Annotated in this window: 21 protein-coding genes; 4 read left to right on the top strand and 17 right to left on the bottom strand. The window is 60.2% G+C overall.

Annotation, left to right across the window (positions count from 1 at the left end):
• Positions 1–87: 87 nt before the first annotated feature.
• The 4 genes from ABQX22_RS20860 to ABQX22_RS20845 all read right to left on the bottom strand — a co-directional run bounded on the left by ABQX22_RS20860 (position 88) and on the right by ABQX22_RS20845 (position 5,038).
• Positions 88–2,844, bottom strand: coding sequence for a TonB-dependent receptor (locus ABQX22_RS20860; RefSeq protein WP_349801754.1), 2,757 nt, complete (start codon positions 2,842–2,844; stop codon positions 88–90).
• 197 nt (positions 2,845–3,041) lie between these two features.
• Positions 3,042–3,443 carry an ExbD/TolR family protein gene (locus tag ABQX22_RS20855; protein ID WP_349801753.1) on the bottom strand — a complete coding sequence of 134 codons (402 nt, stop codon included), beginning with the start codon at positions 3,441–3,443 and terminating at the stop codon, positions 3,042–3,044.
• Entirely contained in the window at positions 3,444–4,151 is a 708-nt protein-coding gene (locus ABQX22_RS20850) for a MotA/TolQ/ExbB proton channel family protein (protein WP_349801752.1), read from the bottom strand.
• 53 nt (positions 4,152–4,204) lie between these two features.
• A complete protein-coding gene (locus tag ABQX22_RS20845) occupies positions 4,205–5,038 on the bottom strand; it encodes an energy transducer TonB (protein WP_349801751.1) in 834 nt (277 codons plus the stop codon).
• A gap of 1,214 nt (positions 5,039–6,252) precedes the next feature.
• On the opposite strand from ABQX22_RS20845, the gene ABQX22_RS20840 reads away from it, so the two are divergent.
• Positions 6,253–7,365: a DUF2817 domain-containing protein gene (locus ABQX22_RS20840; RefSeq protein ID WP_349801750.1), complete on the top strand. Its 1,113-nt coding sequence runs from the start codon at positions 6,253–6,255 to the stop codon at positions 7,363–7,365.
• A gap of 3 nt (positions 7,366–7,368) precedes the next feature.
• Here ABQX22_RS20840 and ABQX22_RS20835 read toward each other — a convergent pair whose 3' ends face one another.
• Entirely contained in the window at positions 7,369–8,202 is an 834-nt protein-coding gene (locus ABQX22_RS20835) for an NAD-dependent protein deacetylase (protein ID WP_349801749.1), read from the bottom strand.
• Positions 8,203–8,545: 343 nt separating this feature from the next.
• On the opposite strand from ABQX22_RS20835, the gene ABQX22_RS20830 reads away from it, so the two are divergent.
• Complete coding sequence (locus ABQX22_RS20830) at positions 8,546–9,565, top strand: branched-chain amino acid aminotransferase (protein ID WP_349801748.1); 1,020 nt, start codon at positions 8,546–8,548, stop codon at positions 9,563–9,565.
• 199 nt (positions 9,566–9,764) lie between these two features.
• On the opposite strand, the gene ABQX22_RS20825 is transcribed toward ABQX22_RS20830, so the two are convergent.
• A complete protein-coding gene (locus tag ABQX22_RS20825; RefSeq protein WP_349801747.1) occupies positions 9,765–10,676 on the bottom strand; it encodes a LysR family transcriptional regulator in 912 nt (303 codons plus the stop codon).
• A gap of 123 nt (positions 10,677–10,799) precedes the next feature.
• Here ABQX22_RS20825 and ABQX22_RS20820 point away from each other — a divergent pair, with 123 nt between their 5' ends.
• Complete coding sequence (locus tag ABQX22_RS20820) at positions 10,800–11,558, top strand: SDR family NAD(P)-dependent oxidoreductase (protein ID WP_349801746.1); 759 nt, start codon at positions 10,800–10,802, stop codon at positions 11,556–11,558.
• A gap of 105 nt (positions 11,559–11,663) precedes the next feature.
• Here ABQX22_RS20820 and ABQX22_RS20815 read toward each other — a convergent pair whose 3' ends face one another.
• The 8 genes from ABQX22_RS20815 to ABQX22_RS20780 all read right to left on the bottom strand — a co-directional run bounded on the left by ABQX22_RS20815 (position 11,664) and on the right by ABQX22_RS20780 (position 19,537).
• Positions 11,664–12,596, bottom strand: a complete 933-nt coding sequence (locus ABQX22_RS20815) for an AEC family transporter (protein WP_349801745.1) — start codon at positions 12,594–12,596, stop codon at positions 11,664–11,666.
• Positions 12,597–12,782: 186 nt separating this feature from the next.
• Entirely contained in the window at positions 12,783–13,082 is a 300-nt protein-coding gene (locus ABQX22_RS20810; protein WP_349801744.1) for an RcnB family protein, read from the bottom strand.
• A gap of 103 nt (positions 13,083–13,185) precedes the next feature.
• Positions 13,186–13,512 (bottom strand): RcnB family protein, encoded by a 327-nt coding sequence (locus ABQX22_RS20805; protein ID WP_349801743.1) that lies wholly within the window; start codon positions 13,510–13,512, stop codon positions 13,186–13,188.
• 194 nt (positions 13,513–13,706) lie between these two features.
• The gene (locus ABQX22_RS20800) at positions 13,707–14,315 is read right to left on the bottom strand and encodes an FMN-dependent NADH-azoreductase (RefSeq protein WP_349801742.1); all 609 of its coding nucleotides are present in this window, start codon (positions 14,313–14,315) and stop codon (positions 13,707–13,709) included.
• Between the two features lie 116 nt (positions 14,316–14,431).
• A complete protein-coding gene (locus tag ABQX22_RS20795) occupies positions 14,432–15,556 on the bottom strand; it encodes an SMP-30/gluconolactonase/LRE family protein (RefSeq protein ID WP_349801741.1) in 1,125 nt (374 codons plus the stop codon).
• Between the two features lie 241 nt (positions 15,557–15,797).
• The gene (locus ABQX22_RS20790; protein ID WP_349801740.1) at positions 15,798–17,024 is read right to left on the bottom strand and encodes a c-type cytochrome; all 1,227 of its coding nucleotides are present in this window, start codon (positions 17,022–17,024) and stop codon (positions 15,798–15,800) included.
• On the bottom strand, positions 17,021–18,784 hold the full coding sequence (locus ABQX22_RS20785; RefSeq protein WP_349801739.1) for a GMC family oxidoreductase: 1,764 nt from the start codon (positions 18,782–18,784) through the stop codon (positions 17,021–17,023). Before ABQX22_RS20785 ends, ABQX22_RS20790 begins: the two co-directional genes overlap by 4 nt.
• Before the next feature lie 6 nt (positions 18,785–18,790).
• Entirely contained in the window at positions 18,791–19,537 is a 747-nt protein-coding gene (locus tag ABQX22_RS20780; RefSeq protein ID WP_349801738.1) for a gluconate 2-dehydrogenase subunit 3 family protein, read from the bottom strand.
• 672 nt (positions 19,538–20,209) lie between these two features.
• Between ABQX22_RS20780 and mrdA the strand changes: the two genes are divergently transcribed.
• Positions 20,210–22,144: a penicillin-binding protein 2 gene (gene mrdA / locus ABQX22_RS20775; protein WP_349801737.1), complete on the top strand. Its 1,935-nt coding sequence runs from the start codon at positions 20,210–20,212 to the stop codon at positions 22,142–22,144.
• A gap of 111 nt (positions 22,145–22,255) precedes the next feature.
• Here the strand turns inward: mrdA and ABQX22_RS20770 are convergent, their stop codons facing one another.
• From ABQX22_RS20770 to ABQX22_RS20760, 3 genes are all read right to left on the bottom strand, one after another.
• Complete coding sequence (locus ABQX22_RS20770) at positions 22,256–23,044, bottom strand: hypothetical protein (RefSeq protein WP_349801736.1); 789 nt, start codon at positions 23,042–23,044, stop codon at positions 22,256–22,258.
• A 392-nt stretch (positions 23,045–23,436) separates the two neighbouring features.
• On the bottom strand, positions 23,437–23,859 hold the full coding sequence (locus ABQX22_RS20765; protein ID WP_349801735.1) for a hypothetical protein: 423 nt from the start codon (positions 23,857–23,859) through the stop codon (positions 23,437–23,439).
• Between the two features lie 154 nt (positions 23,860–24,013).
• The gene (locus ABQX22_RS20760; RefSeq protein ID WP_349801734.1) at positions 24,014–24,499 is read right to left on the bottom strand and encodes a hypothetical protein; all 486 of its coding nucleotides are present in this window, start codon (positions 24,497–24,499) and stop codon (positions 24,014–24,016) included.
• Between the last annotated feature and the right edge of the window lie 129 nt (positions 24,500–24,628).

The following is a 24,628-nucleotide window of genomic DNA, read 5'->3' as shown; positions in this document are numbered from 1 at the left end:
AAAGGTGGACGAGACCTGTGGCCGGAGGCGCGATTTCGCAGGAGGACCGAGACGCGCCGGAGCGTTAGCGCGTCTCGGGTGCAGGCTTTAGAAGTGGTAGGTGGCGCGTGCGAACAGCGTGCGACCCATGGCTTCGGCGTAACGCGGGTCATAACCGGTCTGGAAGTTGTCGGTCTGGATGGTGAACGGCGGGTTGCGGTCGAACATGTTTTTCACGCCCGCGTCCAGGTCCAGGGTCTTGTCGAAGGTATAACCGGCGGACATGTCCCACAGGGCATACGAAGACACACGACGGGTGCTGCCATCGTCATACGAGGTGTCGTTGTAACCGGTGGTGAACCGGTTGGTCAGCGACGCACGATAAGCGCCCAGGTTCCAGGTGCCGACCAGGTTGTGCTTCCAGCGCGCCGCAACCCCGAGGCTGCTTTGCAGGTCGCCGACCTTGTCGATGTACACGCCATCAATGGCTTCCTGATAGTCATAACGGGCGGTGTAGGTGCCCTGCATGCCCAGGCCGAACTGGCCGATCGGGGTGTTCGGGAAGCGGTAGTCCAGGCTCAGATCCACACCGTTGGTCTTGACCTTGCCCAGGTTGGCGAGGCCGGTGTTGATGTGGTTGAGGGAGCCGTCGGCGTTACGCACGAAACGGTCGGCGTACAGGTCCGGATTGGCGAACACGGAGGCTTCCGGGAACTCGGCGATCTGGTCGGAAATCTTGATCCACCAGAAGTCCAGGCCCACCGACAGGTCGCGAATCGGCTGGAACACGAAGCCGAAGGTCACGTTGCGTGCTTTCTCCGGAGACAGGTCCTGGTTGCCGCCGGTGCGGTTGTTGAATTGCAGGCCGCAGTCACGGGCCGCGTTGCCGCCTGCCTGTGCCGTACCGCCGGCGCAGAGAACCGGGTCGTCGTAGCTGCCGGTGGTGAAGGTGGTGTAGTTGGGGTTGTTCAGCTCATACAGGGACGGTGCACGGAACCCTTCGCTGTACGCACCGCGCACCACCAACTCTTTGATCGGCTGGTAACGGAACGAGTATTTCGGGTTGGTGGTGCTGCCGAAGTCGCTGAATTTGTCGTGGCGCACGGCGGCCGACAGTTCCAGGTTGTCCAGCACCGGCACCGTCAATTCGGCGTATTCAGCGCGGATGCTGCGGTCTCCCGCGACGCTTGAAGAAGGATCGACGCCCAGGCTTTGCAGGTCGCCGGCAAAGTCTTCCACGGTCTGGTGGAATTTCTCTTTGCGGTACTCGCCACCGATGGCCAGGCCCGATTGACCGCCGCCGAACCAGTCGCCAATTTCGCGACTGACACGACCATCCAGTGCAGTCACCCGACCCACCGCGGTGGAGTAGATGCCGTGGTACAGGCTGTCGTTGATGTATTGCTGACCGGCTGCGCTCTGCGCGCCGAACGGGTTGAGCAAGCCACTGTCCAGGCCCGCGCCAATCAAACGGTCACTGGCGTAACCGCCGGTGACGCCGTTGGTGACTTTGCTCTGGTTGTAGGACGCGCCCACATCGTAATCCCAGCCCACGGCGGTGCCGGTGAAGTTGAGCAACAGCCGTTGCGCGGTGTTGGCGTCCTTGGACGAGCGGTCGCCGGCAGCCGTTTCACGCCAGCTGGTGTCCACCGGTGCATTCGGGTCCAGGGTGAAGTTTTCCGGCAGTGGGGTGATGCCGTTGCCCGGGAAGTAAGGCGAATCGGGGTTGACCTGGACGCCGGTGTAAGGGGCCGGTGCCACGGTGGTGGCGTTGTTGTTGCGGGCCCAGAAGTATTCGAGGCTGACGTTGTGGTCTTCGGCGATCTTGCCGGTGGCCTTGCCGAAGAACGAGGTTTTTTCGGTCTGCGGGATCAGGTCGATGGAGTTGCGGGTGTCGAACCGGCAGTTGGCCTGGCCGCTGGTATTGGGGTGCAGGTTAGGGCCAGCGCAGTCAGCGCCCAGCGGGTTGGTGCTCGGACCGCCATTCTGGTTGTAGTTGGACGGGAAGGCGGTGCCCGAGGTGGCATCCAGCCCACGGTTGGGCACATAGCCGCGCGCAAACGTCCGGTCGTTGGCATCCAGGTTCTGTTGCTTGGCGTAGTTGAACACGCCCATCACGTTGAAGCGGTCTTCGTCCAGATCGCCGAAGCCCCAGCTGCCGCTCATGTCCTTGCTGCCGCCACCGCCGGTAGCGTCCGGCATTTCCCCGCCCAGCGACAGCGTGCCGTCGGTGAGGGATTTTTTGGTGATGAAGTTGATCACGCCGCCGATGGCGTCAGTGCCGTACAGCGCCGAGGCGCCGTCACGCAGGATTTCCACCCGGTCGATGGCCGCGAACGGGATGGTGTTCAGGTCGACCGCGCCACCTTGCGAGTGGGTGCCGGACATGGAGTTGTTGGCCAGGCGCCGGCCGTTGAGCAGGACCAGCGTCTTGTTCGCACCGATACCGCGCAGGTCGGCGAACGAAGCACCCCCGGTGGCGCTGCCGACCGAACCCGAGGCGTTGTCCATCGAGTTGCTGGCGGTGATCCGCGAAATGATTTCGGCGGTGGTGGACACCCCCTGTTTGCGCAGTGTGTCGGCGCGTAGCACGGTCACGGGCACGGCGGTTTCCGCGTCCACCCGGCGAATCGCCGAACCGGTCACTTCCACCCGTTGCAGCTGGGTGGTGGCCGGTGTGACAACCGCTGGGCCAGGGACGTTGACTTCGCTGGCCGATGACGTATCGCTGCCCGAGCTATCAGTGCTTTCGGCGGCGTGTGCGGAGGTCATGCCAACGGCCAGCGCGCAGATCAGAACGCGTGGGTGCCGTGCAGCGGCCAGGACCAAAGGCTTGAGGGTAAATCCAGGAAAACTCATCAGCATGGTAATTTCCGACTTATTCCAGATGTTATTGAAATGGCCTTGTGAGCCGTCGTTGCTCCGACGCGGGTGTGGCGGTCGGGAAATCCACATTTTTCAAGCAAGCCGCTCCCCTCCGTGGCAAAAACCACGGTCGGCTGTACATCAGGAGTTGCGTATCAGGGCCGCGAAAGTGCGGCCCTTATTTCAAGGCGACGACATCACTTGGAGGTCATCACTGAAATCTTGGTAATCCCCGAACGCTCGATGGACGCCATGGCCTTGGCCACCTGGCCGTAGTTGACGTTGGTGTCGGCCTGCAATTGCACGCGCACGTCCGGGTCCTTGGCCTTGACGTCCTTGAGGCTGACTTCCAGCAGCTCAGGCGCCAGTTCGGACTTGGCCAGGTAGAACTTGCCGTCCTGATCGACGCTGACCACGATCGGGTCTTTCTTGTCGGCGGCGGCCACGGCGTCGGTCTTGGGCAGGTTGACCTTGATCGCGTTGGTCATCAGCGGGGCGGTGACGATGAACACCACCAGCAGCACCAGCATCACGTCCACCAGCGGCGTGACGTTCATTTCGCTGAGGACTTCATCACTGTCTTGGGTGGAGAACGACATTTAGCTCGCCTCCCGCACGGCCTGGGCGTGCTTGCTGGCGATGGCCTGGCGGTTGATGGAGAAGGCGCTGCGTGAAGCCAGTGCGTCGAAGTCATGGGCGAAATCGTCCATGTCGGCCACGGCCAGCTTCAGGCGACGCAGGAAAAAGTTGTAAATCAGCACCGCCGGCACGGCGACCGCGATGCCCACACCGGTGGCGATCAGCGCATGACCGATGGGGCCGGCAACCGTTTCCAGGCTCGCCGAACCGCTGGCGCCGATGCTTTGCAGGGCTTCCATGATTCCCCAGACCGTACCGAACAGACCAATGAACGGCGCGGTGCTGCCGATACTCGCCAGGATGGCCTGACCGGCTTCCAGCGAGCGGCGCTCTTTCTGGATCTGCTGGCGCAGGTTGCGCTCGAGGCGGTCGGAACGGTTGATGGTGTGGGCCAGTTGCTGGGTGGTGCGCGGGGTGTCGTCCACGGTCATCGCTTCAAAACCGGTGTTGGCGATGCGTGCCAGCGAACCCGGGTACTGCGCGGAGTGTTCAGCCGCCGTCAGCAGGTCCGGCGCAGCCCAGAAGGCTTTGGTGAACTGCTTGTTCTGTTTTTTCAGTTTCAGGTACTGCGCCGACTTGATCAGCAACAGGCCCCAGCTCAGTACCGAGAACACGACCAGAGCCCACAGGACGCCAGGGACAATCATCGAAGAGAGCGATTCGTTCATGGTTTAAACCTCACCAGCTATATAAAGAGTTATCAGTCGTTTGCGAGCAGCCGTCATTCCGGCAACTTGAAATCAATGGTTTGTGTCGCGAAGCCTTCAATCGGGGTGTCACCGCGCTTGGCCGGAATGAACTTCCAGTTGCGCACCGTTTCCACGGCGGCGTCGTCCAGCACTTGCTTGCCGCTGGATTTGGTCACCTCCACGGTGCCGGCGCGGCCGTTGGGCAGCACCTTGATGCGCAGGATCACCCGGCCTTCCATGCCTTTGCGCAACGCAGCACCGGGGTACTCCGGCGGCGGGTTGCCCAGGCTGGCGAGTCCCGAAATCGCGGCCGATTCCTTGACCGGCGCAGCAGGGGCTGCCGGTGCCGCAGGGGCGGGCGTCGGTGCAGGCGGTGCCGGGTTGGGCGGTGCCGGCGGGGCAGGAGGCGTCGGCGGCGCGGGCGGCGTCGGCTTTTTCACCGGCTTGGGCTTCTCCACCGGTTTTGGCTTCTCGACCTTGGGCTTCTCGATCGGTTTGTCCGGCGGCTTGATCGCATCCGGGTCTTCCACGGGCGTCTCCGGTTCCGGCGGTGGCGGCGGTGGAGGAGGCGGCGGTGGCGGAGGAGGTGGCGGCGGTTCTGGCGCTGGCGGCGTCGGGCTGGTCAACTCAACTGTCATTTCCGGTACTTGCGGTGCAACTTCTGGAAGTTCGGCTTTTGCCGTTTGCATGTACCACCAGATCGCGCCGTGAATAAGCACAGAGGCGGCAATCAATATCAACACCTGCGGCTTATTAAGGCCGCCGGGTCGAGAGGTGTTTTCCTTGAAGGGAATGCCTTGCCACGCCTTGGAAAGTTGTTCCGGCGTGGGGTCGGGCATTGCCTTCATCTTTACCGCATCATTCATTAAAGCTCCCTCGGGTAGTTGAAGGGCAATACGATTCCGTTCAAACATTTCGTGAATGTTCGAATGCAGGGGGCTTGCACTTTCATGAGGCGCAAAAGCCCGTAAGCGGACACACAAGTGTCAGCTGTTTTATCGGAAGTTAAGTCGCGGTTTCAGTTATTGAGACGGCATCACTATTCCCTGATTTCTTGTTGTGTACCGGGTTGTACAGCTTTGTTCCTGTGTGGATACATAGCAACCGCTATGCCAAAACACCTGTGCTAGAGCCTTTATTCATGTTCGTTACGAAATATGTCGCATTCTTGTACTTTTTTTTCGAATTGACCCGCAAACGCCGCCTGGATCAATCCGGACCATTGGAACCTGTGTAAAACGCACAGGCGACGAGGTCCGCCTGGCAGTGTTTGCGAATAACGCCACGGCCGGTTATTTACTGTTTCAACGTCGCTTGCACCAAACAGGTCTATCAAGTGTTGGATTGGTGCATGAATCTTTTAACGGTACATGTTCAATGTTCTCGGGCGAGGGGTGAAGTATGACTGGTAAGTCATAAATCAAACTAACGACAATTTCAGGCCGAACGAGTTTAACGAACTGAAACAGTGCGCTGTTCAGTACTCAGTGCAACGTTGTTAACGGAAAGCTCCGTTTTACCGCAGGCCTGATAAGTCGTTATTGTTGTACCACTGTTCAGGAATAAACACTGAGCGCTGCACGCGCTCAACGATAAAAAAATAAAAAACTCAAACCGCGGACATGCGTTCGCGCCTGGGTCAGGTGTAGGAGGCGTTCAAAAAAATCAGCCGTGACGGCCAGGGGAGGACAGGGGTATTCGCGCCAGTTCGAGGCGATTGCGCAGACGCGCGGAGGAGGGCGTTGCCAGGTGGGTCGGGTGAAGCGCGGGAGGGCGTCGGTTTGAAGGCTGCACGAAACGAATTCCTTATCGTTGGACGCTGGCTTGTGGTTGCGTCCTGCACTGTTATGGACAGGGTAATGTCCGTTTGTTTGCACGTTGGTGCGGGGTGAGCACTCAACGGCGCAGTACCCCGCGGATTCACTGGGTTGCAGTGGTCGCCTTGTGGTACTCCCGTTCCATAAGGAAGAAATGTGCCAAAAACCGCGAATTTGTAACATTTTTTTTACAACTGGCACGGGACACTGTTCCATGGCACGTGGAATGCCCCCGATCCAACGCCATCGAGCGAGAGCCCTTCATGACCACGCTTTTCCCTGGAAGCCCCACGTATCGCGCACTGCGTGAACGCTTTCTGGCGGCTGCACAGTCGGCCGGCGCTGTGCTCACCGCGCATCAACACCCGCTCACGGGTCCGTTTGGCGAAGCGCTGTACACCGACGTCGCCTGGCTGGGCGCACCCGACGCCAGGCGTGTGCTGGTGGCAGTGAGCGGCACCCACGGCGTCGAGGGCTATTACGGTTCGGACTGTCAGACCCGCTGGCTGCAGACCTTCAGCGAGCGCACGCTGCCGGACGATGTGGCCATCCTCATGATTCATCTGATCAATCCGTGGGGCACCGCGTGGATGCGTCGGGTCAACGAAGACAATCTGGACCAGAACCGCAATTACCTGGACTTCAGCCAGCCGCTGCCTGACAACTCGGCCTACCGGGCTGTGCACGACATCTATGCCTGCAGCCAGTTACAGGGCGCCGAGCGGGACCGTGCCGATGCGCGGTTCAATGAGGAGATTGCCTCGCGCGGCTGGTCGGGGTTGATGGGCGTGGTGGAGGCCGGGCAATACGCCTTCGCCGACGGCCTGTTCTATGGCGGCACCGCGCCCAGCTGGTCGAACCTGACCCTGCGGCGCCTCATCGACACGCACCTGAAGCACGCCGAGGTGGTCACCTGTTTCGACCTGCACACCGGCGCGGGCGATTACGGCCATCCCATGCTGTTGAGCATCGTCGAGTCGGCGTACCCGGCGCTGGGCGATGCCCAGACGTTGTTCGGGCCGTGGTTGTTCACCCTGGTGACGGGCGCAGGCAAGGTCAGCGACACCGGTGTGTCGGCGACCTCCACCGGCTACACCTCGCAAATGCTGGTGGACGCGTTGCCCCAGGTGCACCTGATGCCGTTCGTGATCGAGTGCGGAACCTACCCCGGCGCCGAGGTGCACGGTCACCTGCGCGACGATCACTGGCTGCACCTGCACGGGGATCCACTCGACGCTACTGGTCAACGGATCAAGCGTGGCCTGCTGGAACAGTTTTATCCGGCCGATCCGGACTGGCAGGCGATCGTGTGGGTCCGCACCCGGCAAATCTGGGAGCGGGCGCTGGCGGCGTTGCCGGGGATCAGTCGGGGCTGAACCTCAACGAATCAACTGCTGGGCCAGATCAGGCAGCAGTTGTTCGCAAGGGGCTTCGAGCTTCAGGTCCAGCAGATCGTCGGCCCGGGTCTTGCCCATGTTGACGGCGATGATCGGCTTGCCCTGGTCCACTGTGGCGCGGCACAGGCGAAAGGCCGAATAGGCCATCAGCGAGGAGCCCACCACCAGCAAGCCTTCAGCCTGTTCGATCAGGGTCATGGCCTTCGCGGCTTTGGGCGGGGCGACGTTTTCACCGAAGAACACCACGTCGGGCTTCATCCGTTCGCCACCGCAGTGGGGGCAATGCGGCACTTGAAAGCGCTCTTCGAAAGAGGCGTCCAGCAGCGTGTCGCCGTCGGGGGCCTGAATGGCGTCGACGCCGGCCAGGTATGGATTCTGTTGTTCGAGGGTCAGCTGAACCACATCCCGTTCGGTGCGTTGCCGACAGTCCAGGCACAGCACCCAATGCAGGCTGCCGTGCAGTTCGACCACGCCATGGCTGCCGGCCTGGTCGTGCAGGCTGTCGACGTTCTGGGTGATCAGGCCGGTGATGATGCCGTGGGTCTGCAGGGTGGCCAGTGCCTCGTGCGCCGCATTGGGGCGCGCCACGCGCACCCGCGGCCAGCCGAGCATCGCCCGCGCCCAGTAACGGCGGCGGGCCTCCGGGGCGTTGAGGAACTCCTGAAACATCATCGGCTGCCGGCCACGGCGCACGCCGTCGCGGTCCCGGTAATCCGGAATGCCCGACGAGGTGCTGATGCCCGCGCCGGTGAGCACCACCAGTGACTTGATGTGCATCAGCTGTAACAGCGTGTCGAATGAAGCGTCGGCGGACATGCAGGGGTGGCTCCGGGTGGTTGGCGAGGACTTTGATCGTTCCCACGCTCCGCGTGGTAACGCCGTTCAGGGCGCTCCGCGCCCAAGTGACGCGGAGCGTCACCGGCATGCATTCCCACGCGGAGCGTGAGGAACGATCAGCGCAGGCAGGGTTGATCGTTGTTCGGCATCGCCCAGACTGTCACGAACCCCGGCCCTTTGAAAAGGCAGTCGGTCGGGCGAAAAATCAGTAATATGGCGAAACATCGGGACAGGCCAACGCTGGACCGTGCCTTCAAGACCGTATTGTCGATCAGTCAGCCGCCCCCACGCCGGGCGCGCTAGCCAAGAAATAGAGGGTGTCATGGGTAACGAGAGCATCAATTGGGACAAGCTGGGTTTCGACTACATCAAGACCGACAAGCGCTACGTGGCGCACTGGATTGATGGCGACTGGCAGCAAGGCGAGCTGACGGAAGACAACGTGCTGCACATCAGCGAAGGCTCCACCGCTCTGCATTACGGTCAGCAGTGTTTCGAAGGCATGAAGGCCTACCGCTGCAAGGACGGCTCGATCAACCTGTTCCGCCCGGACCAGAACGCCGCCCGCATGCAACGCAGCTGCAACCGCCTGTTGATGCCCAATGTGCCCACCGACATGTTCATCGAAGCCTGCAAGGACGTGGTCCGCGCCAACGAGCGCTTCATCCCGCCGTACGGCACCGGCGGCGCGTTGTACCTGCGTCCGTTCGTGATTGGCGTCGGCGACAACATCGGCGTGCGCACCGCCCCCGAATTCATCTTCTCGGTGTTCTGCATCCCGGTCGGCCCTTACTTCAAGGGCGGCCTGACCCCGCACAATTTCCTGATCTCCGACTACGACCGCGCCGCCCCCCATGGCACCGGCGCCGCCAAGGTCGGCGGCAACTACGCGGCCAGCCTGATGCCGGGTGTCGATGCCAAGAAGCGCGGCTTTGCCGACTGCATCTACCTGGACCCGATGACCCATTCGAAGATCGAAGAAGTCGGTTCGGCCAACTTCTTCGGCATCACCCATGACGACGAATTCATCACGCCCAAGTCGCCGTCGGTGCTGCCGGGGATCACCCGTCTGTCGCTGATCGAACTGGCCGCCAGCCGTCTGGGCCTGAAGGTCACCGAAGGCGACGTGCTGATCGACGAGCTGGACAAGTTCAAGGAAGCCGGCGCCTGTGGTACCGCGGCCGTGATCACCCCGATTGGTGGCATCAGCTACAAGGACAAGCTGCACGTGTTCCACAGCGAAACCGACGTCGGCCCGGTGACCAAGCGCCTGTACGCCGAGTTGACCGGCGTACAGACCGGCGACCTCGAAGGTCCGGCGGGCTGGATCGTCAAGGTCTGAGTGTGACCTGATCGCCGCGCAATAAAAAACCACCGCCCTTGAGGCGGTGGTTTTGCTTACGGTCAGCAGTGGGAGCAAGCTTGCTCGCGATGAGGTCGGTACATTCAATTCCGGGTGTTGATATCGAATCGCGAGCAAGCTCCCTCCCACTTGTTCGCGAATGAATTCGCGCCTACAGAGATGCCAAGTAGCAGCGGGATCACACAGCCTTCACCGCCCCATGCTCAAGCAACAACGCTTCCATCCACTGCATGAACGCCCGGCAGCGGGCGGGCAGGTGGCGGCGGTGGGCGTAGAGCAGTGACACCGGCATCGGCGCGGGCAGGTAACCGGGGAGGATTTCCACCAGTTCGCCGCTTTCTACGGCCGCGCGTTTGGCCATGCGCGGTGCCTGGATGATGCCCAACCCGCCCAGGCAGGCGGCTTCGTAGGTCTCGATGTTGTTTACCGTGACGCTGCAGGGCATGGGCACGCGCTGGTCCTTGCCGTCCTGGTGATACTCGAACACGGCGTCGCTGGCACCGAAGGTCGAGACGTAATTCACCAGCTTATGCGCCTGCAGGTCGTCCAGCGTGTGCGGCACACCGTGCTCGCGGGCATAGCCTGCGCTGACCACATTGATCATCGGGAAATCGCCCACGTGCCGGGCCACCAGCGTGGTGTCGGGCAGTTCGCCGACACGCATCACGCAATCAAAACCTTCGCGGACCAAGTCGACACGCCGGTCGGTGCTGCTGATTTCCAGGTTGATCAGCGGATGACGGGCGATGAACTCACCGATCCTCGGCATCACAATCTTGCGCGCCACGGCCGTGGGCATGTCCACCCGCAAGCGGCCGCTGAGCGTTGCATCGTCGCTGCGAAACAGGCTTTCCAGTTCGTCCATCTGCGCCAGCACGTCCTTGCTGCGTTCGTACAGCACCTGGCCGTCCGGCGTGGTCTGCACCTTGCGCGTGGTGCGTTGCAGCAGGCGGGTGTCGAGCAGTGCCTCCAGCACACGGACCTGCTCCGACACGGTTGAACGCGGCAGGCCCAGGGCTTCGCTGGCCTGGGTAAAACTCGACAGCTCCGCCACCCGCACGAAGGTGTTCAAAAGCTCCAGCTTGTTCATGGGCAGGCACTCTTTATTGTTCGGTCAGGGCGATCAGTGATATCGATTGTGGCGTATTTATCGAATGGCCGCTCCCCCCTAAGCTCCTGTTCATTCACCGACCCATCACTTGAGGAATGAGCCATGAGCAATAAAATCGCAATCATCACCGGTGCCAGCCGCGGTTTGGGTAAAAGCGCTGCACTGCATCTGGCGGCGCAAGGTGTCGACATCATCGGCACGTACCACAGCAATGTGCAGGCGTCGCGCAACGTCATCGCCGAGATCGAGGCCCTGGGCGGCCGGGCAAAGATGCTGCAACTGGACGTTGGCAACAGCGCCAGCTTCGAGGGTTTTGTGGGGCAGGTCCAGGCGCTGCTGCGTGACGCTTTCCACACCGAGCATTTTGACTTTCTGGTGAACAATGCCGGCGTCGGCGCCCACGCCAGTTTTGCCGAGACCACCGAAGCGCAGTTCGACCAGTTGATGAACGTGCACTTCAAAGGCTCGTTCTTCCTGACCCAGAAGCTGCTGCCCGTGATGGCCGACGGCGGGCGGATCATCAACATCACCACCGGGCTGACACGTTTCTCGCCCGTGGGCTATGCCGCCTACGCGGCCATGAAAGGCGCAGTGGAAGTATGGACGCGCTACCTGGCCAACGAGCTGGGCCCGCGCGGGATCACCGTCAACAGCCTGGCCCCCGGCGCCATCGCCACCGACTTCAGTGGCGGCACCGTGCGGGACAACGCCGACGTCAACGCCTGGGTCGCGGGCAGCACCGCCATGGGCCGGGTCGGCCAGCCGGACGACATCGGCGCGGCGGTGGCGATGTTGCTGGGCGAGGGCGGGAAATGGATCACGGCGCAGCGGATCGAGGCGTCGGGCGGGATGTTTCTTTAATCACCGATCCCCTGTAGGAGCGAACTTGTTCGCGAGGCGGCGTGCCTGACACACCGCGTCAAAGGCTTCGCCAACACGTTGGCTCCTACAGAATCGGGCTGCAGTTCAGCCCTTGATGTAATAAATACACAACGACAACGTCACCAACGACCCCAGCGTCGAGATCAGTATCGTGCTCGACACCACTGACGCTTCGCGCTTGTAGTATTCAGCCAGCATGAACGGGCCGGTGCCGGTGGGCAGTGCGCTGAGCAGCAGGGCGGAGTTGGCCCACAGCGGCGGCAGGTGGAACACCCGGTACGCCAGGAACCACGTCAGCAGGGGATGGGCGATCAGTTTGATCAGGACCAACAGGCTCGTGCCCTCGCGCGGGCCTTGTTGTTTGTGGGCCAGGAACAGGCCCAGGGAAATCAGCGCGCAGGGCGTGGTCGCGGCGCCCAGCAGGTGCAGGAATTTATCCAGCGCCCCCGGCAGCGGCACCCCGCTGGCCGCCCAGCACGCCCCCAGGATCGGCGACACCACCAGCGGGTTCTTCGCCAGCGCGGTCAGCACCTTGAGCACGATGCGGTGCACCCGGGCTTCGCTCTGCAGGCCGATCTCGATGCACACCAGGGCAATGCCGAACAACACGCAGACCACCAGCAGCGAAGCGATCAGCGCCGGTTCCAGACCGCCATCGCCCAGCACCAGCACGCACAACGGGATGCCGATGTAGCCGGTGTTGGCGTAGGAGGCACTCAGCGCATCGATGCTGGCGTCGGCAAGATGATGCCCGGCTTTTTTTCGGCGGATCAGCAGCGTCACCACGAACATGGTCATCGTGCTCAGGGTGAACACGGCGACGAAGCCCGGGTGCCAGATCTGTTCCCAAGTGGCGGTGGCGGTCGCGGTAAACAGCAGCGCCGGCAGGCACAGCCAGACCACCATGCGATTGATTTCCGACGCGGCGGTGGGGCCGAGGCGGTTGGTGCGGCGACACAGGTAGCCCACCAGAATCAAGGCGAAGATCGGCAACAACACGTTCAAGACAGACGACATCGGACCCAGGCCTTCCACACGACAAATCAGCGGGCAAGGTTAAGGGCGGCAATCGTGAGCGTCCAACCTTTATTGCCCTGGACGCGCGGGTTTCATGCCCGCCAGAGCGCAGGCCAGACCGTTTTCTGGACCCCACACATGCAAATGCCCGGAAACGGTCCGGGCATCAGGTGTCGGGTGGGCGTATCAGTGTTTCATCGGCGCGATGTCGAGGATCTTGCCGTTGTCCATTTCCACCATCACGTATTTATTGCTGATGGTGACCCACTGCGCGCCTTCTTTCGGGGCCGGAAGGTTCTTTTGCTGCCAGTCCTTGATGCCCAGTCGTTCTTCCTGATAGAGCTTGTGCGCGGTGTCGCCGACCTTGTACTGCTTGTTGGTGTGCTCGGCCTGGACGGTCTCGGTGGAGGCTGCCTGCGCCACGAAGGCGGTTGAGGTCAGGCACGTGACAACGGCCATGCTGGCCAACAGGGATTTCAACGTCATGGGGACTTCCTCTTGTTATTGCTCTGAAACCGGGTCGGCGCAGCCACCGCCGTCATGCAGGGTGTTGGCTACTTCTTGCTTCTTGCTTCTTGCTTCTTGCTTCTTACTTCTTGGCTGGGGCGTGACCCTTCATCGGCACGATGTCGGTGATCTGGCCGTTGGTGGTCTGGACTTGCACGTATTTGTTATGGATCAACACCCACTGGCTCTGCTCGGCCGGTTCGTGCAGGCCTTTGGCTTTCCAGTCGGCGATGGCGGCGCCAGGGCGCTGGAACTTCTCGGGGGCGCGGTCGCCTTTTTCCAGCTCGCGCATGTTGTCTTTGGATTCTTGAACCTTTTGTTCCGGTGCATCGGCCGCGTGCACGGACAGGCTGGTGACAGAAACGCAGCCCAGGATTGCGAAACAGGCCATAAGCGTCTTGCTGTTCATACGATGCTCCTTATCCAGTGCGTAATGCTCTGTTCACTAGTTCGGACCGTCGCGGGGGCAAATCATTCATTTGGGTTGGCGGCGACGGGTGGCGGTGCGTCACATGGATCGGATCGCAGCCTTCGGCGGCTCGGCAGCGCCTACAGGGTTTGCGTCTGGCCGCGATCGGCGCTGCGCCGCCGCTCCCGGGTCGATCAGAGCGTCGCCGCCAGTTCAATCGCGGCAGCGGTGGCGGTCTGGCGCGATTCGGCGTCCACGTCGGGGCCCAGCAGGGTTTTCTCGATGAGGATGTTGTACTGCTCGTCGATCCCGACCATCTCGGACCAGGTGGTCATGTACGAAATCTGATGCTCGGCCCTGTCCAGCGGCGCGCCACGGGCGGCGATGACCACCACTTTGCGGCCGTCGAGCAGCCCGTTCAGCCCGCGCTCGTCGAAGGTGAACAGCAGGTCCTTCTGGCTGACCACGTCGATCAGGTGCTTGAGCTTGTAGGGAATGCCGAAATTCCACATCGGCACGCCGAACACAATGATGTCGGCCTTGATGAAGCGCCCGGCCAGTTCGACGATGTGCGCCCAGGCCTCTTTCTGTTCAGGGGTGCGTTCGATGCCCTGGATGCCGGCGTATTTGGCCTCCAGCGTCGGGCCATCGAACTCCGGCAGCGGGGTGTTCCAGACGTCCAGCGTGTCAACCGTGGCAATCGCGTGCTGAGCCTGCCAGGCGTCGATGAACGCGTGAGCCACTTCGATGGAAGCCGAGCGTTGTTTGCGGGGCGAGCTTTCGATGTAGAGCAGGTGCGCCATGGCGATATCCCTCTGCGGGGTAAATGGAAACCTCAGTGATAGCAGAAAGTGGCGTGGCAGGGCGTTTTTCTTGAGGTGACGCGACAGGCCGGGGCAGCCTGTCGCGTCGGCACGGCTCAGGCGAAGGTGGCGCCGCGGGTGTTGACGAACAGCGAGTACACCGAGTGACTGCTGGCCATGAACACACGGTTGCCTTCGCGGCCGCCGAAGCACAGGTTCGGACAGCGCTCGGGCAGCGAAATATGGCCGATGGCTTTGCCTTGGGGGTTGAACACGCGCACGCCGTCGAGTTTTTCCAGGTCCGCTTTCGGGTCGCCGTTGCCGCCCCAGCCGCACCACAGATTGCCCGCTTCGTCGCACTTGATGCCGTCGAGGGCGGCGTACTCCAGGCCCTCGATGTGCTTGCGCCGGGCGCCGAGGCTGCCGTCGTCATTCATGGCAATGGCCCAGACCAGACGGTTGGGCTTGGCGCGGCCTTCGACGACATACAGCGTCTTTTCATCCGGGGAGAAGCACAGCCCGTTGGGCCCGTTGAGGTCGTCGATGACCCGCGTGACCTTGCCGCTGTCGCCGTCGATCCGGTACACCGCGTGGGGCTGGGTCGGGGTGATCTTGTGGCCTTCGTAGTTGTTGCCGGTCTGGAACGGCGGGTCCGTAAACCAGATCGAGCCGTCACGCTTGCAGATCACGTCGTTGGGCGAGTTGAAGGGTTTGCCCTCGTAACTGTCGGCGAGCACGGTGATCGTGCCGTTGGGTTCGGTGCGGGTGATGCGCCGGCCTTCGGAGGTGGTGGTGGAGCCCTCGCAGGCGATCAGGCGCCCTTGTCGGTCGCGGCACAGCCCGTTGGAGAAATTCGAGTTTTCCCGGTACACCGAGAACGCCCCGGTGATTTCGTCCCAGCGCATGATGCGATTATTGGGGATGTCGCTGAGCAGCAAATAGCGGCCATCGCCGACCCACACCGGACCTTCCGCCCAGCGCATGCCGGTGGCGAGTTTTTCGACGCTGGCGTTGAAGATGCGCAGGTCCAGGAAGCTGTCGTCGAGGATCTGGATCAGCGGGTCGGGGTAACGCTGACTCAAGGGTTCGGCGGCCTGGACCAGGCGGGGCAGGGACAGTCCACCGACAGCGGCGAGAGAGGCCGAGACGGCGAGGGAGGTTTTCAGAAAGCGACGGCGACTGGCGCCTGCCAGTGGTTCAGATTGCAGCTCGGAGTGAGACGGCGGTTGCATGGAATCCATCGAGGATCTCCGTTGATTATTGTTGTGACGGCGGGCGTAGTAATACCTCCTGATAAGACATCGTACAAGTAGATCGGCCGATCTGTAGGAGCGAACTTGTTCGCGAAGCGCCGCACTTGAGTCTCCTCCTTAACCCCCATCGGCAACACGTTGGCTCCTGAAGGACGCGGGCTTGCAGACAAAAAAATGCCCGATTCCATCACTGGAACCGGGCATTTCTGTACCACCGAATCGCTACACCCTATTTAGGCCGCAGCTCCTCGCGCAGGTCCTTCACATCGCCGCTGGACACCGCCGGCGCGGCGTTGCCCCAGGTGTTGCGCACGTACGTGAGCACGTTGGCGACGTTGTCGTCCGACAGGTTCCAGCCGAACGCTGGCATTGCCGGTGCGGTAGGGGCCGCATCGGTAGCACCGGCACGGCTGCCGGCCAGGACCACACGGATCAGCGACGACGGATCATTGCTGTTGACCAGCGGACCCATGGCCAGTTTCGGGAACAGACCTTCCACGCCTTCGCCGTTTGGCGTATGGCACGCCGAGCAACGGTCAGCGTAGATCGCCTTGCCCGCGACCATGGCGGCATCATCGGCCGCCAGTGGCTTGGGCGCCTCAGCCGGCTTGGCTCCGTCCTTCAGATACACCGCAACCGCCATCAAGTCCTCGTCTTTCCAGTGCTGCGAGGAGTGTTCGACTTCCTCGGCCATGGGGCCGGAGGCGATATCGAACCGGTTGGCGCCGGTCTTCAGGTACTTGACGATATCGTCCTCGGTCCACGCACCGATGCCGTCATGGGCGTTGGCGGTGAGGTTCGGTGCAACCCAGCCTTGCAGGTTCGCGCCGCCCAGGAACTCGCCGGACTTGTCGCCACCGGTCAGGCCCTTGGGTGTGTGGCAGGTGCCGCAGTGCCCCAGGCCTTCCACCAGATACGCGCCGCGATTCCACTGCTCGGACTTGTCCGGGTGCGGTTTGAATTCGCCCTGGGTGAAGTTCAGCAGGTTCCAGCCGATCAGGCTGGTGCGCACGTTGAACGGGAAGGGCAACTGGTTGGTTTCAACCTTGTTGTCCGACGCGTCGACGGTCTGCAGGTAGGCGAAGATCGCCTGATTGTCTTCACGTCGGACCTTGGTGTAAGCGGTGTAGGGCATGGCGCCGTACAGCAGCTTGCCATCCAGACCATGCCCCTTGGACATAGCGTTCTGGAAGTCTTCCTCGGTCCAGCGGCCAATCCCGTTGATCGGGTCCGGGGTGATGTTGGCGCCGGCCAGTTTGCCGAACGGCGTATCGAGGATCACGCCGCCGGAGAACTCAGGCTTGCCCGGCAGCGTGTGGCACGCCGTGCAGTCGCCCAGGGTCGCCAGGTATCGGCCTTTGGCCACGAGGTTGTAGGAATCGGCGCCGGTGTCGGCCTGCGCCAGGTTCAGCGACAGACCGATGACGCCTGCGCACACAGCCAGAAAAGTCTTCATGCGCTGATCATCTCCCCAGGACGCTTGAGGTAGCGGGTGCGAATTGCGTCGGCCGCCTTGAAGGCCAGCGCCGCCACGGTGCCGGTCGGGTTGTAGCCCGGGTTCTGCGGGAAGGCGGATGAGCCGACCACGAACAGGTTCGGCACGCCCCACACTTGCAGGTGCTTGTTCACCGAGCTGTTCTTCGGGTCGGCGCCCATGATGAAGCCGCCGACGATGTGCGAGGACTGATACGGCGCGCTGTTCCAGTGCCCGGTCTGCGCGCTGGGGACCATCTGCCGCGGGTTCATGCTCTTGGCGATTTCACCGACCTTGGACGTCACGTAAGCGGCCATCTTGCGGTCGTTTTCCGGGAAGTCGAACGTGATGCGCAGCAGCGGGCGACCCAGCGGATCCTTATAGGTCGGGTCCAGCGACAGGTAGTTGGTGCGCGTCGAGTAGCTGCTGGCTTCGCAGCCGATGGACATGGTGCTGGCGTAGTTGTCGACCGTGGCCTTTTTCCAGGCCGAACCCCAGGCCGGCGTGCCCGGTGGCACGGGGCGCGAGTCGATCGGTGCGGCGCCGATGGGCGTCACACGGGTGCTGCCGCCGCCGACGAAGCCGAGACCTGAGTGGTCGAAGTTGTCGTTGTTGAATTCGTCGATGCCCATGCCGATGGCGCCGCCACCGATGAACGGGTTGAAGTTCTTGTCATCGAAGAACATCCGCACGCTGTTGGCGGTCTGGTACGCGTAGTTGCGGCCCGTGGTGCCGGTATTGGTCACCGGGTCGTATGGCTGGCCGACGCCGGACAGCAGCATCAGGCGCACGTTTTCGAAGATGAACGCGCTGATGACAACCAGGTCCGCCGGCTGCTCGTATTCGTCGCCGTTAGCGTCCATGTAAATGATGCCGGTGGCCTTGGTGCCGGTGTTGTCCATTACCACGCGAATCACTTCGCAGTTGGTCCTGGCGGTGAAGTTGGGTTTGCGGATCAGCACCGGCAACACGGTGGTGATGGCGCTGGCCTTGGAGTAGTTGGCGCAACCGTAGTTGGTGCAGAAACCACAGAAGGTGCAGGCGCCCATTTTCACGCCCAGGGAGTTGGTGTAAGCCCGGGACACCAGCGCCGACGGCACCGGGAACGGCTTGTAGCCCAGGTTCTTCGCGGCTTCGGCGAACAGCGTCGGCGCGTAGGTCTGGGCGGTGGGCGGGTTGGGGTATTCCTCGGAGCGCGGGCCTTCGAAGGTGTTGCCGCCTTCCTGGATCACGCCCTTGATGTTGCCGGCCTTGCCCGACACGCCCGCCAGTTTGTCGAACTTTGTGTAGTGCGGCTCCATCTCTTCCCAGGTGGTGCCCCAGTCCTGCAGGGTCAGCTCGGGGGACAGTTCTTTGCCGTAGCGCTCGCTCAGGTGGCTGTGCAGACGGAACTCGTGGGGCTGGAAGCGGAACGAAATCCCCGCCCAGTGGTTGCCCGCGCCGCCCGTGCCATTGCCCGGGTGGAATGAGCCCCAGGTGCGCATGGGTAGCGCTGTCTCTGTCACGCTGTTGCGCATGGTGGTGGTGTTTTGCTTGGTGCGCAGCATCAATTCCTGACGGCGCGAGTAACGCAGCTCGTCAGTGGCGGACGCCAGGTTGAAGTCGGTGGCGGTGTCGCGCCACGGGCCGCGTTCGAAACCAATGATCTTCAAGCCTTCGTCGGCGAGTTCATTGGCGATGATGGATCCGGCCCAGCCGAGCCCGACAACCACGACGTCCGTGGCAGGTAGTTTTTTGGCCATGTGCAATTAACCCTTCTTGTTCCAGGCGGAGCTGCCGATGATGGAAAGCGGCACGAGGTTCAGCTTCTTGTTATGCAGCCCGATGTAGTCGCGGTAGTCATAACGGGCACCGGGGAAACCGATCATTTTCCACGACACCATTTCGCGGTTGCCGCCGTAGATCGGGTCGGCGAAGAAGCCTTCCATGGTGTTGGCCAGGATCTGCTGGAAGAAGATTTTGCCGTCGATGCCGTCCAGCGCGATGTCGCCCTTTTCCACGCCGGTCAGGACTTTGTCCTGCTCTTCAGGCGACAGGGCATTGAAGGCTTTCTGGAAGGTTTTCTGGGTATAGGCGGCCAGACCGGCCAGGCCCAGGCGATAGCGTTCGCGGGGCACCAGCGACGACTGATCGCCCTGGGTCGGTGTGCCTTTCTCGAAAGGCCCCTGCATGTACAGGCGATCAAACGTGCCGTACTCGCCCGCCAGCTGGCGGTCGATGAACACCGCGCAGCCTGCGTCCTTGCCACTCACGCTCAAGTCGTCCGCCGGGATCAGCCGCGCAACGATGGCTTCTACCGCCGCCGCTTCGTCAGCGCTGAAAAACTGCCAGCCGGGGGTTTCGTAATGCATCGGGCCGTTATGGTCGAACGGCACCCACTGCGGCACGCCGGTGAGGGTAGCGGCCTTGGCCGTTGCAGCGCCGACCACGGCCAGAGAGGTCGCGGAGGACACCAGCAACTGCCTGCGGGTGAGGCCTTTGGGTTTATCTGTCATTCAGGGCTCCTGCGAACGCGCCTTTCCCGGCCCAGGGCACTGGGTCCGGAGACAGGCTGCGTCATCGCGGTTATTTCACGGTTAGTGCTCGAGCGTGACAAACAATGAGCGAGCGAATCCATTGCTGCGCGGGGTGTGACATTAGGTCTCTGTGACATCGGGTCTCTGGCGAACCCGTTGTGTCAGGGCGCACGCTAGGCGGGCACTTGGTTTGCCTGTAATCATCTTTTCCACGCGTCGCGCAATGATAGATGTGTTACGAACAGTTGCACGTACAGATTCAGTAAATGACTGTTACGGATCTGGCAACAGTGGGGATGACTGAGGCGTTAGCCTGCGTTTCTCGGCGTCACCCGCAAGCGTCCGAAAGCCAAGCGCGGTATGGCTCAAAGGGCTGACGTTGATTGGCCATTACTGACCCGCTATCACTGCGCTGTATGTTCGCCTATCAGCTGTATGGAAAGTCACCCCGTTATTGTCTGGTTTTATGCAACAAAACGGCCTCATGTTTTTATACGCCTGCTCGGGCGAAGGGCTGTCTGACAGGATTTTCATGAAGTTCGCGGCATGGCGGATGCCGGTTCTTGGTATCTTGCACGCCATTTGTGTCCGTCCAATCGTTACCGGTGGTTGCCTGCACCGTTCAAATCTTCACCGAGAAGCTGTAGAAAAATGCCTGATCCCATACCGTTAAAAGACCACGAGAAAGAAACCCGGCTGGTCAACAAGCGGCTGATTGCCTGCGCCCTGTTTGTGGCGGTGCTGAGTGCGGCACTGGTCTGCCGGATGTATGTGCTGCAGGTCACCGAGTTCGCCTATCACTCGACGATTTCCGAAAACAACCGCGTTCACGTGTTGCCCATCCCGCCGGAACGCGGACTGATCTACGACCGCAACGGCGTGATCCTCGCCGACAACCGTCCCAGCTTTAACCTGACCATGACCCGCGAGCGGGCAGGGGACTGGCACGCCGTCATCGAAACCCTCATGGGCCTGCTCAATCTGCCGGACGAGGACCGCATCGTTTTCGACAAGGCGATGAAGAACTCACCGCACCGCTTCGTCCCCGTCACCCTGCTGTACGAGCTGACCGAGGAGCAGATTGCCTTGCTCGCGGTCAATCAGTTCCGCCTGCCGGGCCTGGACGTTGAAGCGCAATTCGTGCGGCACTACCCGCTGGGCGCGCACTTTGCGCATTCCATCGGCTATGTCGGGCGGATCAACGAGAAGGAATCCACCCAGCTGGATCAGGTGGAGTACCGCGGCACGCAGTCCATCGGCAAGACCGGTATCGAACGCTTTTACGAAAGCGAGCTGCACGGCCACGTGGGCTACGAAGAAGTCGAAACCAACGCCCAGGGCCGCGTGCTCCGGGTGCTGAACCACACCGACCCGGTGGCGGGCAAGAACATCGTCTTGAGCCTGGACATCAAGCTGCAGGAAGCGGCCGAAGAGGCGCTGGGCGACCGTCGCGGTTCGGTGGTGGCGCTGGACCCGGAAACCGGCGAGGTGCTGGCGATGGTCAGCAAACCGAGCTTCGACCCCAACCTGTTCGTCACCGGCATCAGCTTCAAGGAATATTCCGCGCTGCGCGATTCGGTCGACCGCCCGCTGTTCAACCGCGTGCTGCGCGGCCTGTACGCGCCGGGTTCGACCATCAAGCCGGAAGTGGCGATTGCCGGGCTCGACAGCGGGGTGGTCACGCCCTCCACGCGGGTGTTCGACCCCGGTTACTTCCAACTGCCGGACTTCGATCACAAATACCGCAACTGGAACCACAGCGGTGATGGCTGGGTGGATTTGAACGCAGCGATCATGCGCTCCAACGACACCTACTTTTACGACCTGGCCCACAAGCTGGGGATCGACCGCATGCACGACTACCTGACCATGTTCGGCATCGGCCAGAAGGTCTCGCTGGACATGTTCGAGGAATCGGCAGGCCTGATGCCGTCCAAGGAATGGAAACGCGCGACCCGGCGCCAGGCCTGGTTCCCCGGCGAAACCGTGATCCTCGGCATCGGACAGGGCTACATGCAAGTCACGCCGCTGCAACTGGCCCAGGCGACCTCGCTGATCGCCAGCAAAGGCGTGTGGAATCGCCCGCACCTGGCCAAAACCGTGGGCGGTGTCGCACCGCTGGACGAACACCCGATGCCCAACATCGTGCTGCGCGATGCCCACGAATGGGATCAAGTGAACAACGGCATGCAAGCCGTGATGCACGACCCGCGCGGCATTGCCCGTGCTGCCGCCCAAGGCGCTCAATACCGCATCGCCGGCAAGAGCGGCACCGCGCAAGTGGTGGCGATCAAACAGGGCGAACGCTACAACCGCGCCAAAACCCTCGAACGCCACCGCGACAACGCCCTGTTCGTCGGCTTCGCCCCCGCCGCGCATCCCAAGATCGTCGTCTCGGTCATGATCGAAAACGGCGAAGCCGGCGGTCGCGTGGCAGGCCCGGTGGTGCGGCAGATTCTCGATGCATGGCTGCTGGACCCGGAAGGGCATTTGAAACAGCAATACGCAACGCCGGCGGTGCCGTTGGTGAATACGAAGCAGCAGGTGGCGGTGCCGGTGAAGGGGGCGCCGAACCCACCCGTGTGAGTCGGGATGGGTAGAATCCTGTAGGGGCGAATTTATTCGCGAATGGGAGGGGCGGGGCATAACCCTATCTCTAGAAAGATCAAATGGCAGCGGATTCGCTTCCCATTCTTTTCAAGAGCACGGCTTCACTGCTAGTTTTTTTAGATCACGGAAGTGCATTCTCTGAAATCGTAGAGGCTCTTCCGACTGAAGAATATCTAGGTAATCAATTTCTGGAGAGCCTCTACTTGAAAATACCAGGAATCCACTTGTGTTGCCTAAGTTAAAGCACCCGAAAGGACCCTTAATGTATTTCTCTGGCATTGCGTTTTCAAGTGCGGACACTGACGGGTATCTGTCATATATCTCAATATCATTAATTTTTCCAAGCAAGAAGCTAGCAGGTCCTGAGTTATTAGCAATTAATTGAGTGTCGAAGGAATAAATCATTTGCTGTATGTTCTCCGTTTTCTTTCGAGCGGCGTCACTGTACGTTTCATCGAGCTGTAAGTTTAATCCACAGGTAGCAATCGTCACCCTTGCGCCATTATAGTTATTTCGCGTTTCAGAGTAGGCGCAGTCAATGACTATTTGATCGCGTTCCACTGCCAGCGTAAAGTACTGGGTGTCCCTACCGAGCACCAGAACAGCGGGCGATCCGTTTATAATGGAGAGGCTTCGATTCACGTACTGTTCGGTAGTAGTGATATTTTCATAAACCCTCTCATGCCCAGCTGCGCGCAGGACAATGCTGCCTTCCTTGCTGCCGTCGACTATCTCGTTGGCATCAGTCGCAGCGCTTGCAACAAAGAATAAAATCGCATAATGGCATTTATATATATGCAAATAGGAACCTCGTATATTCATGGAGCCTGACTTTTGAGCCGTTAACGCATTAATTTTTATCCAGGCTTGGCTCATCCGCTGAGTCATTTCCAGGTTGTTTCACCTTACTGCGGAAAAACTGATATGACAGCTCATTAAACAATCAAATTTTGCATACGAAGTGGTGATGATGCCATCTTCCATTGTTGTACTTCATGTGAGCGAATGTATGTCGTGTCCGGGCACTCTGCTTAGGGCATAGCATGATGATAGGTAGTGTGGTATTGAAAAAATTAGTTTTCTGCGTCATTGGTCGTGCTCCCGCTTATGGCTCGATAGGCATCTGAGTTCTTTGCACTCGGTGGATCGCATGCCAGTAAATTCGCAAAAGAGTTATCAGGCGATTCTGAAAATTGGCGACGGCCTGTTGCATAGTCAATGGCTCTTGGCTGTTCAGAGGATAGGTTGAATTCGGGATAATTCGAATTTCACAAGTTTTCCGAGACCGTAAAACTACCCCCGCAAAATTCACCTGTTTCCCTTGCCACCACGCATCCCGTAGACGTATCAATCAGATTGCAGTATGCCACCTCGTGGTATCTAGTGGAGCCGTCTGGCATTACGACCGTGCCTGACAGAACTTGATGAATTAATACAAAGTTTTGGTCATTTGAGAATCGTGGCGATTTTTCATATTCGAAGGTGCCGAATTTCTCATTGTCGCCCTTTAAGGTGCGTATTAATTTTCCGTTGTCGATTATTGACAGCGTGAGGTATCGATTACTTATTTGATTCTGATATTCGAGTTTTATCATATTAGGATCCATATCCTTAACCATCTCTGTAGCGCCTACAGCTGAGATGCTAGGTACGAGGGCGAGTGACACCAGGAATATTAGACGGTTGTTCATTGCAGTCACTCAGCCCTGATATAGTTTGGGGTAGCATATTTTCCATATGCCCTAAATACGATTTTTATGAGCGCCAATTGATAGCATATTTTCAATCCCCAGTGCTGAGTTATTCACTTTGAAATTAGTTTTGTGGGTCTTGTTTAACCTTATTTCACATTTTTGTAATCGTTTTCAGCATGCTTGGTTGAATCTGGTTCTCCGCTCTGCATTTGGCGTGTTTTGTGTCTTCGTCCGGATACTCTAGACTGCACGAGAGGTGATCTGCTAGCTCGTCTTTGAAGATGACTTCGCATAGCACTGAGGTTTCGCTTGCCGACTTAAGCGGCGTAATCCCAACATCAAAGAAAAGTTTTCCATTTTCAAATTTTCCGCTTTTGAAGTCGACGTAGGTGTAGCCATCATAGAAACTTTTTCCATCTATTGAGCAGATCTCTTGCTGCGCCGAGACTTTCCCTTTTCCACCTGGGACCAAACTCTGGATGACAAGGCACGGGGTTTCTGAGGAATACAGGTAGCGCACGAATGTATTTCCAAGATCTCCTGTTCCAGCCATGAGCACTCTACTGTAATTGAATTCTTTAGCGTCGGTGGGAGCAGCCAGTGACAAGATCAGTGCAGGAATTAGAAATATCTTCATTTCCTTAATAGCTCCGGTTGGTGTAAGAAAACGAACTCTGGAAACACCTTTTCAGCTGCTCACCTCGGATATGTCTTCAATCATTCGTGCAAATATTCTCTATAGACGAGCTTTAAAGGTGAAAAAATA

The organism is Xanthomonas sp. WHRI 1810A (genome assembly GCF_040202885.1).
In the GTDB taxonomy this organism is placed as follows: Bacteria; Pseudomonadota; Gammaproteobacteria; order Pseudomonadales; family Pseudomonadaceae; genus Aquipseudomonas.
The sequence above is the reverse complement of the archived record's forward strand: the minus strand, read 5'-3'. Positions and strand labels throughout refer to the sequence as shown.